Genomic DNA, 18407 nt, shown 5'->3' with positions numbered 1-18407 from the left:
CGCCATGAATACGCAGAGTACGCCAGTCATCACCGATATGAAGGTTATTCCGGTCGCTGGCTATGACAGCATGCTGATGAATATCGGTGGTGCGCACGGCGCTTACTTCACCCGTAATATCGTGGTGCTGACCGACAGCGCAGGCCATACCGGTGTCGGTGAAGCACCGGGTGGCGAAGTGATTTATCAGACGCTGGTCGATGCTATCGACCAGGTGAAAGGTCACGAAGTGGCGCGCATGAACCGGCTGGTGCAGCAGGTGCATGTCGGCAACCAGTCGGCGGATTTTGATACCTTCGGTAATGGCGCATGGACCTTTGAACTGCGCGTCAATGCCGTCGCGGCGCTGGAAGCCGCACTGCTGGACCTGCTGGGCCAGTGCCTGAATGTGCCGGTGGCGGAGTTGCTCGGCCCGGGCAAGCAGCGCGATGAAGTGACGGTGCTGGGCTACCTGTTCTATATCGGCGACCGCGAGAAAACTGACCTGCCGTACCTGAAAGGCGAGAACGCCTCTCACGACTGGTATCACCTGCGCCATCAGAAAGCGATGGACAGTGCGGCGGTGGTACGGCTGGCAGAAGCGTCACAGGACAAATACGGCTTTAAGGATTTCAAACTGAAAGGCGGCGTGCTGCCGGGTGAGCAGGAAATTGAGGCGGTTAAAGCGCTGAAAAAACGTTTCCCTGACGCCCGTATCACTGTCGACCCGAACGGCGCCTGGCTGCTGGATGAAGCGATCCGTCTGTGCAAAGACATGCAGGGCATTCTGACTTACGCAGAAGACCCCTGCGGCGCAGAGCAGGGTTACTCCGGACGCGAAGTGATGGCGGAGTTCCGTCGCGCGACGGGCTTACCGGTAGCGACCAATATGATCGCCACCAACTGGCGCGAGATGAATCATGCGGTGATGGTCAATGCCGTGGATATCCCGCTGGCCGACCCACACTTCTGGACACTGAGCGGCGCGGTGCGCGTCGCCCAGCTGTGCAATGACTGGGGGCTGACCTGGGGTTGCCACTCCAATAACCACTTCGATATTTCGCTGGCGATGTTTACCCATGTTGGTGCCGCCGCGCCGGGCAAACCGACCGCCATTGATACCCACTGGATCTGGCAGGAGGGCGATCAGCGCCTGACCAAAGAACCCCTGCAGATCCGCAACGGCAAGATTGCCGTTCCTGACAAACCTGGATTAGGCATTGAGCTGGACTGGCAGCGACTCGAGCAGGCACACGCGCTGTATAAAACCCTGCCAGGCGGCGCACGTAACGACGCCACCGCCATGCAATACCTGATTCCAGGCTGGAAATTTGATCGTAAGCGCCCGGTTTTTGGACGCTTACCCGGCTGACTCAACAAGGATAATGATGATGACTCAACAAAGTTCTACGCCAATTATTAAATCATTACAGGTCATTCCGGTGGCGGGCTACGACAGTATGCTGCTGAACCTGAGTGGTGCTCACGCGCCATTCTTTACCCGCAATATTGTGATTATTAAGGATAACGCGGGAAATACCGGGGTCGGTGAAATCCCTGGTGGCGAGAAGATTCGCCAGACGCTGGAAGAGTCCGGCGCGTTACTGACTGGCAAAAGCATTGGTGAATATAAAAACCTGCTGAGCCTGGTGCGCCAGACCTTTGCTGACCGCGATGCTGGTGGCCGCGGTAACCAGACATTCGACCTGCGTACCACCATTCATGTGGTGACCAGTATTGAAGCGGCGCTGCTGGATCTGCTGGGTAAACACCTCGGTGTTAACGTGGCTTCTCTGCTGGGCGATGGTCAGCAGCGTGACCGCGTTGAAATGCTGGGTTACCTGTTCTACGTCGGCGACCGCACGAAAACCACGCTGCCGTACCAGAGCCAGACCGATGAGAAGTGCGACTGGTATCGCCTGCGCCATGAAGAAGCGCTGACGCCGGAAACCGTGGTGCGTCTGGCAGAAGCGGCTTACGAGAAATATGGCTTTAACGATTTCAAACTGAAAGGCGGTGTGCTGGCGGGCAGCGAAGAAGCTGAAGCGGTGACCGCGCTGCATAAACGCTTCCCTGAAGCGCGTATTACCCTCGACCCGAACGGTGCATGGTCGCTGAATGAGGCGATTCAGCTGGGCAAACAGCTGAAAAACGTGCTGGCGTATGCGGAAGACCCATGCGGTGCGGAACAGGGCTATTCCGGTCGTGAAGTGATGGCGGAATTCCGCCGCGCCACCGGTCTGCCGACCGCCACCAATATGATCGCCACCGACTGGCGTCAGATGGGCCACACCCTGTCGCTGCAGTCCGTCGATATCCCGCTGGCTGACCCGCACTTCTGGACCATGCAGGGTTCTGTGCGTGTTGCCCAGATGTGTCATGAGTTCGGTCTCACCTGGGGTTCACACTCCAATAACCACTTCGATATTTCGCTGGCAATGTTTACCCATGTGGCGGCTGCTGCACCGGGCAAAATCACCGCGATTGATACCCACTGGATCTGGCAGGAAGGCAACCAGCGCCTGACCAAACAACCGCTGCAAATCAAGGGCGGTATGGTGCAGGTGCCGCAGGTGCCGGGTCTCGGTGTCGAACTGGATATGGACCAGGTGATGAAGGCCAACGAGTTGTACCAAAAACATGGTCTTGGCGCCCGCGACGACGCTCAGGCAATGCAGTTCCTGGTGCCCAACTGGCATTTCGACAATAAACGTCCGTGCCTGGTGCGCTAATTAAGCAGGCTTCAGGCAATTGCTGTGCCTGAAGCCGCATTCACAGGAGTCCTTATGAGCGATACACATTATCCCAACCGTTTTCGTCAGCGTCTGCTGGACGGTGAAACCCTGATTGGCTGCTGGTGCGGGCTGGCTAATCCTCTCTCCACTGAAGTGTTGGGACTGGCAGGATTTGACTGGCTGTTACTGGATGGCGAGCACGCACCGAATGATATCTCCACCTTCATTCCTCAGCTGATGGCGCTGAAGGGCAGTGCCAGCGCACCGATTGTGCGTCCGCCGTGCAACGAGCCGATCATTATCAAGCGCCTGCTGGATATCGGTTTCTATAACCTGTTGATCCCGTTTGTGGAAACTGCGGATGAAGCGCGTCAGGCGGTGGCTTCCACCCGTTATCCGCCGCACGGTATCCGTGGTGTCTCTGTCTCACACCGCAGCAACCAGTACGGCACGCTGGCGGGTTACAACCAGACCATCAATGACAATATCGGCGTGCTGGTGCAGATCGAAACGCAGCTGAGTGTCGACAATATTGACGAGATCGCGGCCGTAGACGGTGTGGACGGCGTGTTTGTCGGCCCAGGCGATCTGTCCGCGGCGCTGGGCTACCTGGGGCAGCCAGGTCACCCGGAAGTACAAAAAGTGATTAAACATGTGTTTGAACGCGCGAAAGCTGCGGGCAAACCGAGCGGTATCCTGGCACCGGTCGAAGCCGATGCGCGTCGTTACATGGAGTGGGGCGCAAGCTTCGTGGCAGTAGGCAGTGATTTAGGTGTGTTCCGTGGCGCGACCCAGGCGCTGTGTGACCGCTTCAAAAAATAACCTGAGGGGAGAAACGTAATGAAAATCGGTTTTATTGGCCTTGGCATCATGGGCAAACCAATGAGTAAAAACCTGCTGAAAGCGGGTTACGATCTGGTCGTGCGTGACTTCAACCAGGAAAGTCAGGCGGAAGTGGTCGCTGCAGGTGCGACGGGCGCAGACAGCGCAAAACAGGTGGCTGAGCTGTGCGATGTGATTATCACCATGCTGCCAAACTCACCACACGTGAAAAGCGCGTTGCTGGGTGAAGGCGGCGTGATTGAAGGCGCTAAACCGGGCACCGTGGTGATCGATATGAGTTCTATCGCACCATTGGCCAGCCGTGAATTTCATGGCGAACTGGCGAAAAAAGGCGTGCATCTGCTGGATGCGCCCGTCAGTGGCGGTGAGCCAAAAGCCATCGACGGCACGCTGTCGGTGATGGTCGGCGGTGACAAAGCGCTGTTCGATAAATATTACGATCTGCTGAAAGCGATGGCAGGCTCAGTGGTGCATACCGGTGAGATTGGTGCGGGCAACGTCACCAAACTGGCGAACCAGGTGATTGTTGCGCTGAATATCGCGGCAATGTCCGAAGCGCTGATGCTGGCAACCAAAGCGGGCGTGAATCCGGAACTGGTGTATCAGGCGATTCGTGGCGGTCTGGCGGGCAGTACGGTACTGGATGCGAAAGCGCCGATGGTGCTGGATCGCAACTTCAAGCCAGGTTTCCGTATTGACCTGCATATCAAAGACCTGACCAATGCGCTGGATACCTCACACGGCGTGGGCGCGCAGCTGCCACTGACGGCGGCGGTGATGGAAATGATGCAGGCGCTGAAGGCTGACGGTCTGGGCACCGCCGACCATAGTGCGCTGGCCTGCTATTATGAAAAATTAGCGAAGACCGAAATTACCAGGTAACCGGTCAGTGCGGCGTCCTGGTGACGCCGCATGGGTTGCCTTCTTTCGGCCAGCTAAACAGAGCCTGGAACATCTATGAAAATAGTAATCGCACCGGATTCATATAAAGAGAGTTTATCCGCCCTTGAGGTTGCGACGGAGATTGAAGCGGGCTTCCGCGACATTTTCCCCGACGCGCAATACGTGAAGCTGCCGGTTGCGGATGGCGGCGAAGGTACGGTTGAGGCGATGGTGGCGGCGACGGAAGGGAAGATCGTCAGGCTGAACGTGACTGGCCCGCTGGGCGAGCAGGTGGAGGCATTTTATGGTCTTTCCGGTGATGAGAGTTGCGCGTTTATCGAAATGGCCGCAGCCAGCGGTTTAGAGCTGGTGCCGGCGGCGCAGCGCGATCCATTAATCACCACCTCGTGGGGCACTGGCGAACTGATCCGTAATGCGCTGGATAAAGGCGTGCAGCATTTTATTATCGGTATCGGCGGCAGTGCGACCAATGACGGTGGTTCGGGAATGGTACAGGCGCTGGGCGCCCGCCTGCTGGATAAGCACGGCCAGCAGATTGGTTACGGCGGCGGCAGTCTGAACGATCTGGCGAGCATCGACCTCAGTCAGATGGATACGCGTCTTGGTCAGTGTCGTGTTGAAGTGGCCTGTGATGTCACTAATCCACTGACGGGCAAAGAGGGCGCTTCGGCGATTTTCGGCCCGCAGAAAGGTGCGACGCCGGAACTGGTGGAGCAACTGGATCAGGCGCTGGCGCATTATGCGAAGATTATTCAGCGCGATCTGGATATTGATGTGCTGCATATTCCAGGTGGCGGTGCGGCGGGTGGCATGGGCGCGGCATTACACGCCTTCTGTCATGCTGAATTACGCCGCGGGATTGAGATCGTCACGGAAGCACTGGGCCTGGATCAGCTGGTGCAGGACGCGTCACTGGTGATCACCGGTGAAGGGCGCATCGACAGCCAGACTATCCACGGCAAAGTGCCGATTGGCGTGGCGAAGGTGGCGAAGCGCTATAACAAACCGGTAATTGGTATTGCCGGCAGCCTGACCGCCGATGTCGGTGTGGTGCATCAGCACGGACTGGATGCGGTATTTAGTGTGATTTACAGTATCTGTACGCTGGAAGAAGCGCTGAAAAACGCTGCGGCGAATGTGCGCATGACGGCGCGCAATGTTGCCATGAGTATTAATATTGGCGGTGGTTTGCCTCACTGACCCTGGTCTCCTCCCCCATCAAATGGGGGAGGGTTAGGGAGGAGGAACCCGTAGCTCGACGTTATTTGCTTCCCCATCCCGACGTTAACGAACCCATCGCACTGGCTCGTCCTGACGGGCAGAAATCTGCGTCGGTCACATTCGTTTCCCATATCAATTTTCATCGATTTTCGCACTGCTCAGCTTTATTGATTTTGGACAAATGTTCAGCGGATTGTCGTATGCGAAATCATCAGTAAGCGTAATATAAAGTTATTACACTACTGAGAGATAACATCATGATAGCGAAAATACTTTCTGGCCTTAACCAGCGTTTTGATCATGCCGATTTTGCAAGATTACTGGTGCGTATTTCCATTGGCATGCTGATTTTCCACGGCTGGCATAAGCTGGTTGCGGGGACGGCAGGTATCCAGGGAATGCTGGCTGCACATGGCCTCCCTGCTTTTATCACGCATGGCGTGATTGTCGGTGAAGTGGTTGCGCCGATCCTGATTATTCTCGGTATTCTGTGCCGTCCCTGCGCCATTGTGGTGCTGGGCACCATGATCGTGGCATGGCTGCTGGCTGCACTGGATAAAACCTTCGCTCTTGACCAGGTGGGTGCCTGGGCGCTGGAAAGCATCGCCTTCTATGTGTTTATGTCGCTGGTCCTGCTGTTCCTTGGCTGCGGCAAATACTCTGTCATCAGCAACCCTGACTGGCGTTAACCGGTTCAATATTCCCCCGCGCAGGCGGGGGGCATGCATTTACCGCCGCAGCAGTTCCGTCGCCATGCAGGCGATATTGTCCATTTCATCCAGCAACTCCAGCAGTTCCGGCTCGATAGCCGCGACATCACTGTTAAGCCGCAGATGCTGTTCCAGCTGCTGACACAACTGCTTCAGCCGCGGCACGCCGCTGTAACTGGCGCTGCCATGCAGCTTATGAATAATATCGAGCAGCCCCTCGCTGTGATTATCACGCAGGCTGTGTTCCACTTTCCGGCGTACGTCCGGCATAAAGTCGATCAGCATCTGCAGCAAATCACGCGCCAGATCGCTTTTATTGGCGGCCTGGCGCAGCGCCAGTGACCAGTCGAGGGACGCCGCTACGGATGCCCGTTCCGCGCTTTCTGGCTGAATGCCGGGCGAATAACGCGCCAGCAGGTGGCTGAGTTTCACCTCATCAATCGGTTTCGCCAGGTAGTCATTCATCCCGGCTTTGATCAGCCGCTCACGTTCGCCTTCGATCGCATGGGCGGTCACCGCGACAATCGGCGTATTGGCGTGCTGTGGCAGTTCACGAATCAGCTCGCTGGCGCGAATGCCGTCGATTTCCGGCATCTGAATATCCATCATAATGATGTCCAGCTTGCGCATACGCGCCTGTTGCACCGCTTTTTCACCGCTGTCGCACAACACAATATGATCCACCTGCTCTTCCAGCAGCGCGCCAATCAATTTCAGGTTGGCGGGATTATCATCAACCGCCATCACCGTCAGCGGCAGGCGGGTGCGTTCCGGCAGGTCATACAGCTTGCGGGCCTGCAGATCGAGGATCACCGGCATCAGACGTGTCATCGAGACTGGTTTTATGATGCAGCTGTCCACGCCGCGCATTTTCAGCTCTTCCGCGTGCACCTGCATCTGGCACGGCAACGCCATAATGACGCAGTCCGCTTTCTCCAGAGCGCTGGTCAGCATCTCTTCTGCAATCTGCTGGTCGTGGCGCTGCAGCACCGGAATACCGAGCAGCAGCACATCATAGTGTGCTTCCGTCAGATTACCGATGGCGGTGCTGTAGCTGACATTCATCGGCGTGGCGCTGAGCATATCCAGCGTCGCCTGTGCCGCCGCCGGGTTCGCTTCGACATAGGCCAGCCGTTTGCCCTGCAGGCAGTCCAGCGCGCGTGGATCGCTGGCGGCGTTTGGATTCAGTTCGAGGTCAATATGGAACCAGAAGGTGGAACCATGGTTAAGGCGGCTGTGGAATGAGATATCGCCGCCCATCTCATTCACCAGTTTTTGCGTGATCACCAGACCAAGACCGGTGCCGCCATGGCGGCGGGAAATGCTGGCATCCGCCTGGCGGAATGCCTGGAACAGCTGCGACTGCTGCTTCTCGGAAATGCCGATACCGGTATCGTGCACCTGCACTTCCAGTTCAATCTTGTTATTGCCCTGCGAGCGCTTCTCGATGCGGATATCGATATTGCCGCGTTCAGTGAATTTAATCGCATTACCCAGCAGGTTGGTGACAATTTGCTGCAGACGCAGCGGATCGCCAATCACATTATCGGCGACGTCACTCTGGATATTCATCGTCAGTTCCAGCCCTTTTTCATGGGCGGACTGCGCCAGCAGCACCACGGTTTCATCCAGCGTAGCGCGCAGCGGGAAAGGAATGGTTTCCAGCACCAGTTTGCCGGCTTCCAGCTTCGAAAAGTCGAGAACGTCGTTGATAATGCTGAGCAGGTTGTTAGCCGAACGCTCAATGGTATGCAGATAATCGCGCTGGGTGACGTTGACCGGGGTTTTCAGCGTCTGACGGGTAAAGCCAATCACGCCGTTCAGCGGCGTACGCAGTTCGTGCGACATATTTGCCAGGAACTCGGATTTGATGCGCGCCGCTTCCTGCGCGCGTTTTTTGGCGAGATCCAGCTCGACGTTCTGAATCTCCATCTGTTCCAGTGTCTCGCGCAGATCGGACGTCGCCTGGTCGATATTCTGCTGCATCTCTTCGTGATAGGCGGTGAGCGACATCGCCATCGAGTTAATGCCGTTTTTCAGCATATCCAGCTCGCCGAGCATATAACCCTCGACGCGGCTGTCGAGCTGACCCCGGCGGATACGGTCTACCGTGCTGACCATATTACGAATCGGCCCGGTGACATCGCGCATCAGGCGATACGCGAACAGCATGGCGATACACAGGCAGAACAGCAGCAACAGGGTGGAGATAAACACCTCTTTATACTGCTGCAGCCGCACGGATTGCAGATCCAGCTCAATCGCCACATAGCCGAGCGGATTACCGGTAGGTTTGACCTCGCTGCCGGGAGACTCGTCGGGATAATAGCTTTCGGAAACAATCGGTGTGCGCAGGATCATGGTATTACCATGGCGCTCAATGGCGATGGACGTCGGCTGTGCTTCGCCATCCGGCACCCGCAGCTGATCCTGGTTAAGCTGATAATTAGAGGTAACAAACAGCTTATTCTGGTCATCGAAAACGGAAATTGCGCGCACAATCTCTGAATGACGCCGGTGCAGCAGACTGACCAGCTGACGTACCGACTCGCGATTATGGTAAGCCATGCCATATTCACTGGAGACCGCCAGCGGTTCAATGATATTGGCGCCCGCATCGATCAGCTGGCGCTGCAGTTCGTTATAGCGATGAACGACAAAAAAGGTACTGAGCAACAGGCCGATCATCAGCGTCGGTGCCAGTATTAAAATCATCATTCGCGCCCGCAGGCTGTATTTGGTCATGGATTTCCAGTATGCGACAATAACGATTATTCCCGGACGCTGACGGCACGGCAGGCGCAGCGCGGATTCGGGCGATACCTGTTTACGAGACTTAATTTAATAATGGCGCAATTCTACTCTGCAAAACGGCGCGTGACGACCCGCCAGACGATAACGTTAACGATTGATGACCTCGATCCCTTTGGTCAGGGAGTGGCGCGTCATCACGGCAAGGCGCTGTTTGTCAGTGGTGCATTGCCGGGCGAACAGGTCGAAGTGGAGATCAGCGAAGAGAAACGCCAGTTTGCCCTTGGCCGCGCGAAACGCATTATCACCGCCAGCGATCAGCGGGTGAAACCTGAGTGCCCGCATGTTAATCAGTGCGGCGGCTGTCAGCAACAGCATGTGGCACTGCCGCTGCAGCAGCGCAGCAAAGCAAGTGCGCTGGCGCGGATGCTCAGTCAGCAGAGCGGGCTGGCGGTCAACGTGGATGACGTGATCAGCGGCAGCGCGTACGGTTATCGCCGTCGCGCCCGGCTTGGCCTGCAGTATCAGGCGAAAAGTCAGCAACTGCAGATGGGCTTTCGTCAGCAGGCGTCGAATGACCTGGTGAATATCCGCCAGTGCCCCATTTTGAAGCCCGAACTTAATGCGTTACTGCAACCACTGCACGCCTGTCTGAGCGATTTGCAGGCGGTGCGGCGTCTGGGGCATGTGGAGCTGGTGCTGGCGGATAATGGTCCGCTGCTGGTTTTGCGCCATCTCGATGCACTTAGCGCGGCTGATCGCAACAAACTGGAACAGTTTTCGCATAAGCATCAGGTCACCCTGTTTCTGGCACCCGACAGCGACACGCTGCAACAGCTGGGCGGCGAGATGCCGTTTTATCGTTCCGACAATCTGACGCTAACCTTTAGCCCGCGTGATTTTATTCAGGTGAATGACCAGGTGAATCAGCAAATGGTGGCGCGGGCGCTGGAGTGGCTGGATCTGCAGACCGATGACCGGGTGCTGGATCTGTTCTGCGGTATGGGTAACTTCACTCTGCCACTGGCAAAACGGGTACAAAATGTTGTTGGTGTGGAAGGTGTTGCAGCATTAGTCGCTAAGGGTGCGTATAATGCGCAATTGAATAATCTGAAAAATGTGACGTTTTTTCACCATAATCTGGAAGAGGACGTCACGCGCCAGCCGTGGGCTGCGCAGGGATTTACCAAAGTGTTGCTGGACCCGGCACGGGCGGGCGCAGCAGGCGTAATGCAGCATATTGTCAAACTTGCGCCGCAACGCGTTGTCTACGTGTCATGCAATCCAACAACACTTGCTCGTGATAGTCAGGCGTTACTGACATCCGGCTACCAACTGGAAAGGGTCGCGATGCTGGATATGTTCCCACATACCAGTCATCTCGAATCCATGGTGCTGTTCAGCAAAAAGCAGGTTTCCTGAGGGGAACTTTGCCAGGAGAGGATATGGTTGCGGTAAGAAGTGCACATTTGAATACGGCTGGCGAGTTTGCGCTCGACCAATGGATCGCCAGTTTGGGGATCTCAAACCAGCAGGCATGTGAACGTCTGGCCGACACCTGGCGATATTGTGAAGCCGCCACCCAGGGACATCCTGATCAGGCGCTGCTGTTATGGCGCGGCATCGAAATGGTGGAAATCCTGATGATGCTGAGCATGGACAACGACAGCCTGCGCAGCGCCTTGCTGTTCCCGCTGGCGAATGCGGGTCTGGTGTCAGAAGAGACGCTGGAAGAGCACTTCGGCAAAGCGATTGTCTCGCTGGTGCATGGCGTGCGTGATATGGACGCCATTCGTCAGCTGAAAGCCATCCATAATGACTCCATGGCCTCCGAGCAGGTGGATAATGTCCGCCGTATGCTGCTGGCGATGGTGGAAGATTTCCGCTGCGTGGTGATCAAGCTGGCGGAACGCATCGCTCACCTGCGCGAAGTCAAAGACGCACCAGAAGATGAACGCGTACTGGCGGCGAAAGAGTGCACCAATATCTATGCGCCGCTGGCTAACCGTCTCGGAATTGGTCAGCTGAAATGGGAGCTGGAGGATTTCTGCTTCCGTTACCTGCATCCGGACGAATATAAGCAGATTGCTAAACTGCTGCACGAGCGGCGCATCGACCGCGAACAGTATATTGAGAATTTCGTCAGCAGCCTGCGTGAAGCGATGGCGCAGGAAGGCGTGAAGGCCGAAGTGTATGGCCGTCCGAAACATATCTACAGCATCTGGCGTAAGATGCAGAAGAAATCGCTAGCGTTTGATGAGCTGTTCGATGTGCGTGCGGTGCGTATCGTCGCGGAGCGCCTGCAGGATTGCTATGGCGCGCTGGGTACGGTGCATACGCTGTACCGCCATCTGCCGAGCGAATTCGATGACTACGTAGCGAACCCGAAACCAAACGGTTATCAGTCGATTCATACCGTGGTACTGGGACCGCAGGGCAAAACGGTTGAAATCCAGATCCGTACCCGTCAGATGCATGAAGATGCCGAGCTGGGGGTGGCTGCGCACTGGAAATACAAAGAGGGCGCGCCAGCGGCTGCGCAGAGTAAAGGGGCGTCGGGCCACGAAGAACGCATTGCCTGGCTGCGTAAGCTGATTGCCTGGCAGGAAGAGATGGCTGACTCCGGCGAAATGCTGGATGAAGTGCGCAGCCAGGTGTTCGATGACCGGGTGTATGTGTTTACCCCGAAAGGCGATGTGGTGGATCTGCCCGCCGGCTCCACGCCGCTCGACTTTGCCTACAACATTCACAGTGATATCGGCCACCGCTGCATCGGCGCTAAAATTGGCGGCCGTATTGTGCCGTTTACCTATCAGCTGCAGATGGGCGATCAGATCGAGATCATCACCCAGAAACAGCCGAACCCGAGCCGTGACTGGCTGAACCCAAACCTGGGCTATATCACCACCAGCCGCGGACGATCCAAGATCCACGCCTGGTTCCGTAAACAGGATCGAGACAAAAATATTCTCGCCGGTCGTCAGATCCTCGATAACGAACTGAATCATCTGGATATCAGCCTGAGAGAGGCGGAGAAACTGCTGCTGCCGCGCTACAACGTCAACAGTCTCGACGAGCTGCTTGCGGCGATTGGCGGCGGCGATATTCGCCTCAACCAGATGAGCAACTTCCTGCAGTCGAAGCTGAATAAACCGAGCGCGGAAGAGGAAGATCGCGAAGCGCTGCGTCAGCTGACGCAGAAATCCCATACGCCACCTGCTGCACGCAGCAGCAGTAAAGGGAGTGGCAGAGTGGTGGTGGAAGGTGTCGGTAACCTGATGCACCACATTGCCCGCTGCTGCCAGCCGATTCCGGGAGATGATATTGTCGGCTTTATCACCCAGGGGCGTGGTATTTCCGTGCACCGCGCGGATTGCGATCAGCTGGCGGAACTGGTGACCCATGCGCCGGAACGTATCGTCGACGCGGTGTGGGGCGAAAGCTACTCCAGCGGCTACTCGCTGGTGGTACGTGTGACCGCCAACGATCGCAGCGGGTTGTTGCGTGATATCACCACCATTCTGGCGAACGAAAAGGTCAACGTGCTGGGGGTTTCCAGCCGCAGCGACACCAAAAAGCAGCTGGCGACCATCGATATGGATATTGAAATTTATAACCAGCAGGTGCTGAGCCGGGTGCTCGCCAGACTGAATCAGGTGCCGGATATTATTGACGCTAAGCGCCTGCATTGATCATCATTTCCAGACGCTATTCTCCTTCCCCCCGCTTGCGGGGGAAGGAGCCAGGGCGGTGATCCCATCTCGTATTTCGTCTATTTCAGGAAACATTATGACTCCTCTCGATCGCCTGCTGGGCATCATGAAAACCCTGCGCGATCCGCAACACGGCTGTCCGTGGGATCGTAAACAAACCTACGCCACCATTGCGCCTTACACGCTGGAAGAAACCTATGAAGTGCTGGACGCCATCCAGCGTGAAGATTACGCCGATCTGCGCGATGAGCTGGGTGATCTGCTGTTCCAGATCGTGTTTTATGCGCAAATCGCCAGTGAAGAAGGACGCTTCAGCTTCGACGATGTCTGCCATGCCATCAGCGATAAAATGGAGCGCCGTCATCCGCATATCTTTGCCGATGCGGCGGCGGACAGTGTTAACTGGGAGCAGATAAAATCCGCTGAACGCGCGGAAAAAACGCGCCATTCGGCACTGGACGATATCCCGGAAGCCCTGCCTGCGCTGATGCGCGCCTGGAAAATTCAGAAGCGCTGTGCTGCTGTCGGTTTTGACTGGGATTCACTCGGGCCGGTGCTGGATAAAGTGTATGAAGAGATCGATGAAGTGATGCACGAAGCGCAGCAGGCGGTGATCGACCCGGCCAAACTGGAAGAGGAGATTGGCGATCTGCTGTTTGCCACCGTCAACCTGTCACGCCATCTCGGCAGCAAAGCCGAAACCGCACTGCAAAACGCCAACCGCAAATTTGAACGCCGTTTCCGTCAGGTTGAGCAGATTGTCACGGAACAGGGGATGACGCTGCAGGAGGCGACGCTGGAGCAGATGGAAGCTGCATGGCAGCAGGTGAAAGCGGGGGAAGCTTAACATTCCCGCCTTTGCGGGCAGGATCGAGCTTCACGTTCCCTCCCCCATTTTATGGGGGAGGGTTAGGGTGGGGGAGCAAATAGCACGGAGTCAGCTGTTCCTCCATCCCAGCCTTCCCCCGCAGGTGGGGGGAAGGTGCCGTTAGTGAATTTTCGTGGCTGCGGTGATGCTAGCCACTATCGGAATTGACTCGATTCAGCAAAAATAAAATAACCCCTGATCTTATGACCAAAATCAATCCACATCACGCGCTTATCCGCTACTTTAGCGCCATAAACACGTTGGCGCGCACACAACCAGAAAGGATCAATTGTGAGGGCAGGGGGTTTCGGGTATACTGTTTTCCCGTCCTGGTTATTCCATCGTCTTTAAACCTAAAACTCTCAGGTTCAGCATGACAACGAACTATATTTTTGTGACCGGCGGGGTCGTATCCTCTCTGGGCAAAGGCATTGCCGCAGCCTCCCTGGCCGCTATCCTCGAAGCGCGTGGTCTTAACGTGACCATTATGAAGCTGGACCCGTATATCAACGTGGATCCGGGCACCATGAGCCCGACCCAGCACGGTGAAGTGTTTGTCACCGATGACGGCGCTGAAACCGATCTCGACTTAGGTCACTACGAGCGTTTTATCCGCACCAAAATGTCACGCCGCAACAACTTTACCACTGGCCGGATCTACTCCGAAGTGCTGCGTAAAGAGCGCCGTGGTGACTATCTGGGTGCGACCATTCAGGTCATTCCGCACATCACTAATGCGATCAAAGAGCGCATTATTGAAGGCGGCGAAGGCCATGACGTGGTGCTGGTGGAAATCGGCGGTACGGTCGGTGATATCGAATCCCTGCCATTCCTCGAAGCGATTCGCCAGATGGCGGTAGAAGTTGGTCGCGAGCACACGCTGTATATGCACCTGACACTGGTGCCATACATGGCGGCAGCGGGCGAAGTGAAAACCAAGCCAACCCAGCACTCCGTAAAAGAACTGCTGTCTATCGGTATTCAGCCAGACGTGCTGATCTGCCGTTCCGATCGCGCCGTTCCGGCCAACGAACGCGCCAAAATCGCGCTGTTCTGTAACGTGCCAGAGAAAGCGGTTATCTCGCTGAAAGACGTTGATTCTATCTATAAAATTCCAGGCCTGTTGAAATCTCAGGGCCTTGATGATTATATTTGTAAACGATTCAGCCTGAACGCGCCGGAAGCGAACCTGTCCGAATGGGAACAGGTGATTTACGAAGAAGCTAATCCGGGCGGTGAAGTCACTATTGGTATGGTCGGCAAGTATGTTGAACTGCCGGACGCCTATAAATCAGTGATTGAAGCGCTGAAACATGGTGGCCTGAAAAACCGTGTAACGGTGAACATCAAGTTGATCGACTCGCAGGATGTTGAAACCCGTGGTGTCGAATTACTGAAAGGTTTAGACGCTATCCTGATCCCAGGCGGATTTGGTTACCGTGGTGTGGAAGGCAAGATCATGACCGCGCAATACGCGCGTGAAAATAACGTGCCTTACCTCGGTATCTGCTTAGGTATGCAGGTAGCACTGATGGAGTTCGCCCGTCATGTCGCTGGCATGGAAGGCGCTAACTCCACTGAGTTTGTACCGGACTGTAAATACCCGGTGGTAGCATTGATCACCGAGTGGCGTGATGAAGACGGTAATGTTGAACAGCGTACCGAGCAGAGTGACCTTGGCGGCACCATGCGCCTGGGTAGCCAGCAGTGCCAGCTGACCGATAACAGCCTGGTGCGCCAGCTGTACGGCGCGGATACCATTGTTGAGCGTCATCGTCATCGCTATGAAGTGAACAACATGCTGTTGAAGCAAATCGAAGCGGCTGGGTTACGTGTGGCAGGTCGCTCAGGGGATGACCAGCTGGTTGAGATCGTTGAGATCCAGAACCATCCATGGTTTGTTGCGTGTCAGTTCCATCCGGAATTCACCTCAACACCTCGTGACGGGCACCCGCTGTTTGCTGGCTTTGTCAAAGCAGCAAGCGAGTACCAGAAGCGTTTGGCGAAATAAGTAGATTTATAAATAACGCGCGATTCACTCTTCGCGAAAGCGTTAGCGCTGCAGCAAGGCGGCAACCGAATGAATCTCCGGGAGCTTACACGAGTAAGTGACCGGGGTGAAAAAGGGAAGCCAACGCAGCTGCGGCGCTAAAGATAAAGTGAAAACGCGTTGTTTGTCTGAGTTTTAGCTAACTTGTACTGAGGAAAATCTAATGTCCAAAATCGTTAAAGTCATCGGTCGCGAAATCATCGACTCTCGTGGTAACCCGACCGTTGAAGCTGAAGTTCATCTGGAAGGCGGTTTTGTAGGTCTGGCTGCTGCGCCATCAGGTGCTTCCACCGGTTCTCGCGAAGCGCTGGAACTGCGTGACGGTGACAAATCTCGTTTCCTGGGCAAAGGCGTAACCAAAGCCGTTGCAGCGGTAAATGGCCCAATCGCTGAAGCCGTAAAAGGCAAAGATGCGAAAGACCAGGCGAACATCGATAAAATCATGATCGAGCTGGATGGCACCGAAAACAAATCTAACTTCGGCGCGAACGCTATCCTGGCTGTTTCTCTGGCAGCAGCGAAAGCCGCAGCTGCGTCTAAAGGTCAGCCACTGTACGAACACATCGCTGAACTGAACGGCACCCCAGGCAAATTCTCTATGCCACTGCCAATGATGAACATCATCAACGGTGGTGAGCACGCCGACAACAACGTCGACATTCAGGAATTCATGATTCAGCCTGTTGGCGCGAAAACCATCAAAGAAGCGATCCGTATCGGTTCTGAAGTTTTCCACAACCTGGCAAAAGTGCTGAAAGCCAAAGGCATGAGCACTGCAGTAGGTGATGAAGGCGGCTACGCGCCAAACCTGGGTTCTAACGCCGAAGCACTGGCTGTTATCGCTGAAGCGGTAAAAGCAGCGGGCTACGAGCTGGGCAAAGATGTTACCCTGGCAATGGACTGTGCAGCGTCTGAATTCTACAAAGACGGCAAATACGTGCTGGCAGGCGAAGGCAACAAAGCATTCACCTCTGAAGAGTTCACTCACTTCCTGGAAGACCTGACCAAACAGTACCCAATCGTCTCTATCGAAGATGGTCTGGACGAGTCTGACTGGGCGGGCTTCGCTTACCAGACCAAAGTGCTGGGCGACAAAATTCAGCTGGTAGGCGACGACCTGTTCGTTACCAACACCAAGATCCTGAAAGAAGGTATCGAGAAAGGCATCGCTAACTCCATCCTGATCAAATTCAACCAGATCGGTTCTCTGACCGAAACCCTGGCTGCGATCAAAATGGCGAAAGATGCTGGTTACACCGCGGTTATCTCTCACCGTTCCGGCGAAACCGAAGATGCCACCATCGCTGACCTGGCGGTAGGTACTGCAGCGGGCCAGATCAAAACCGGTTCTATGAGCCGTTCTGACCGTGTTGCTAAGTACAACCAGCTGATCCGTATCGAAGAAGCGCTGGGCAACCGTGCGCCATTCAACGGCCTGAAAGAAGTTAAAGGTCAGTAATGCCTGCCAGCGTTTATCCGTGCGATAAACGCTGAGGAAAGTCTGAAAAGCCTGATGCTCTGCATCAGGCTTTTTTTTTGTTTAACGTTTTCTTATCAGTCAGTTATCTCAATGAGATGCTTGTATCGGGAACTGTCTGATTTCTGACGCATTTTCCCCGGTGCACATATAAAAATATGTAAGCATTACGTAATGAATTGTCATCATACGGAAGGTTTACAGATGAAATATCGCGCAGATATTGATGGACTGCGGGCATTAGCTGTCCTGCCAGTGATTGCTTACCATATGGGAATGACGGGCATTCCCGGTGGTTTTACCGGTGTGGATATCTTCTTTGTTATCTCCGGCTACCTGATTTGCGGCATTATCTGGCAGAGCGCGATGAAAGGGGAGTTCTCATACCTCGACTTCTATAAACGGCGCTGTCTACGTATCCTGCCGCCGCTGGTGGTGGTACTGGCTGCCACCCTGTTATTTGGTTATCGTCACCTGCTACCGGTGCAGTTTGCTGACCTCAGCCATAGCGCCATTGCCACCACCCTGTTCTCTTCGAATCTCTTTTTCTGGCAACAAATTGACTACTTTGCCGGCCCTGCAGAGCTGAAGCCGCTGCTGCATACCTGGTCGCTGGCGGTGGAAGAGCAGTTCTATATTGTGTTCCCGGTGGTGTTGTTGCTGGCAGTTCGCGGGTTCCGGCAGCGTATTACTCAGATGATGTTGCTGATTATTGTCGGTTCGTTCCTGCTTAGCGTTGTCGGCGTACTGAAAAAGCCTGACTTTACCTTCTATATGTTACCTACCCGAGCCTGGGAACTGGCAGTGGGTGGCTTACTGGCGGTTTCCTCGCTGGAAACGCGTGCGGCGACATTACGCCTGAACCTGCGTCATCTGCTCAGTCTTGCCGGGCTGGCGCTGATTCTGTTCGGCTTCCTCTGGCTGGATACCCGCAAGCCGTTTCCTGGCTGGAATGCGCTCTGGCCGTGTCTCGGCAGTTTCCTGATTATTCTTGCCGGGCGTGAAGCGCTGGTGAATCGCCTGCTGGCATGGCGTCCGGTGGTGTATATCGGCATGATCTCGTACTGCCTCTACCTCTGGTGCAAAATGGCATGTGAATCGATCACGGTTTGGCATCAAGGTCGATCATGATTTGGCATCCATCTCCGATCACGATT

The 18407-nt window shown here is 55.3% G+C and carries 13 protein-coding genes; 12 read left to right on the top strand and 1 reads right to left on the bottom strand.

Annotation, left to right across the window (positions count from 1 at the left end; translation table 11 throughout):
- Positions 1–4 precede the first annotated feature (4 nt).
- The 6 genes from ACSZO1_RS11140 (at position 5) to ACSZO1_RS11115 (ending at position 6370) form a co-directional block, all read left to right on the top strand.
- Complete coding sequence (locus ACSZO1_RS11140; RefSeq protein WP_437612489.1) at positions 5–1351, top strand: enolase C-terminal domain-like protein; 1347 nt, start codon at positions 5–7, stop codon at positions 1349–1351.
- A gap of 19 nt (positions 1352–1370) precedes the next feature.
- Entirely contained in the window at positions 1371–2711 is a 1341-nt protein-coding gene (gudD, locus tag ACSZO1_RS11135) for a glucarate dehydratase (RefSeq protein ID WP_437612487.1), read from the top strand.
- 54 nt (positions 2712–2765) lie between these two features.
- Complete coding sequence (gene garL, locus ACSZO1_RS11130; protein ID WP_437612485.1) at positions 2766–3536, top strand: 2-dehydro-3-deoxyglucarate aldolase; 771 nt, start codon at positions 2766–2768, stop codon at positions 3534–3536.
- A gap of 18 nt (positions 3537–3554) precedes the next feature.
- Positions 3555–4439: a 2-hydroxy-3-oxopropionate reductase gene (garR, locus tag ACSZO1_RS11125; protein ID WP_437612483.1), complete on the top strand. Its 885-nt coding sequence runs from the start codon at positions 3555–3557 to the stop codon at positions 4437–4439.
- Between the two features lie 75 nt (positions 4440–4514).
- The gene (locus ACSZO1_RS11120) at positions 4515–5660 is read left to right on the top strand and encodes a glycerate kinase (RefSeq protein ID WP_437612481.1); all 1146 of its coding nucleotides are present in this window, start codon (positions 4515–4517) and stop codon (positions 5658–5660) included.
- Positions 5661–5938: 278 nt separating this feature from the next.
- Complete coding sequence (locus tag ACSZO1_RS11115; RefSeq protein WP_437612479.1) at positions 5939–6370, top strand: DoxX family protein; 432 nt, start codon at positions 5939–5941, stop codon at positions 6368–6370.
- Positions 6371–6409: 39 nt separating this feature from the next.
- Here the strand turns inward: ACSZO1_RS11115 and barA are convergent, their stop codons facing one another.
- Positions 6410–9136: a two-component sensor histidine kinase BarA gene (gene barA, locus ACSZO1_RS11110; protein ID WP_437612477.1), complete on the bottom strand. Its 2727-nt coding sequence runs from the start codon at positions 9134–9136 to the stop codon at positions 6410–6412.
- Positions 9137–9238: 102 nt separating this feature from the next.
- On the opposite strand from barA, the gene rlmD reads away from it, so the two are divergent.
- The 6 genes from rlmD to ACSZO1_RS11080 all read left to right on the top strand — a co-directional run bounded on the left by rlmD (position 9239) and on the right by ACSZO1_RS11080 (position 18381).
- The gene (gene rlmD / locus ACSZO1_RS11105) at positions 9239–10564 is read left to right on the top strand and encodes a 23S rRNA (uracil(1939)-C(5))-methyltransferase RlmD (RefSeq protein WP_437612475.1); all 1326 of its coding nucleotides are present in this window, start codon (positions 9239–9241) and stop codon (positions 10562–10564) included.
- Between the two features lie 23 nt (positions 10565–10587).
- Entirely contained in the window at positions 10588–12834 is a 2247-nt protein-coding gene (relA, locus tag ACSZO1_RS11100; protein WP_437612473.1) for a GTP diphosphokinase, read from the top strand.
- Between the two features lie 97 nt (positions 12835–12931).
- Entirely contained in the window at positions 12932–13702 is a 771-nt protein-coding gene (gene mazG / locus ACSZO1_RS11095; protein WP_437612471.1) for a nucleoside triphosphate pyrophosphohydrolase, read from the top strand.
- A gap of 394 nt (positions 13703–14096) precedes the next feature.
- The gene (pyrG, locus tag ACSZO1_RS11090) at positions 14097–15734 is read left to right on the top strand and encodes a glutamine hydrolyzing CTP synthase (protein WP_437612469.1); all 1638 of its coding nucleotides are present in this window, start codon (positions 14097–14099) and stop codon (positions 15732–15734) included.
- A 202-nt stretch (positions 15735–15936) separates the two neighbouring features.
- Complete coding sequence (gene eno, locus ACSZO1_RS11085) at positions 15937–17232, top strand: phosphopyruvate hydratase (protein WP_437612467.1); 1296 nt, start codon at positions 15937–15939, stop codon at positions 17230–17232.
- 222 nt (positions 17233–17454) lie between these two features.
- A complete protein-coding gene (locus tag ACSZO1_RS11080; RefSeq protein WP_437612466.1) occupies positions 17455–18381 on the top strand; it encodes an acyltransferase family protein in 927 nt (308 codons plus the stop codon).
- Positions 18382–18407 lie beyond the last annotated feature (26 nt).

Origin of the sequence: Erwinia sp. V71, from assembly GCF_965644245.1 — a bacterium.
In the GTDB taxonomy this organism is placed as follows: domain Bacteria; phylum Pseudomonadota; class Gammaproteobacteria; order Enterobacterales; family Enterobacteriaceae; genus Erwinia.
This window is presented reverse-complemented; position numbering and strand designations above follow the sequence as displayed.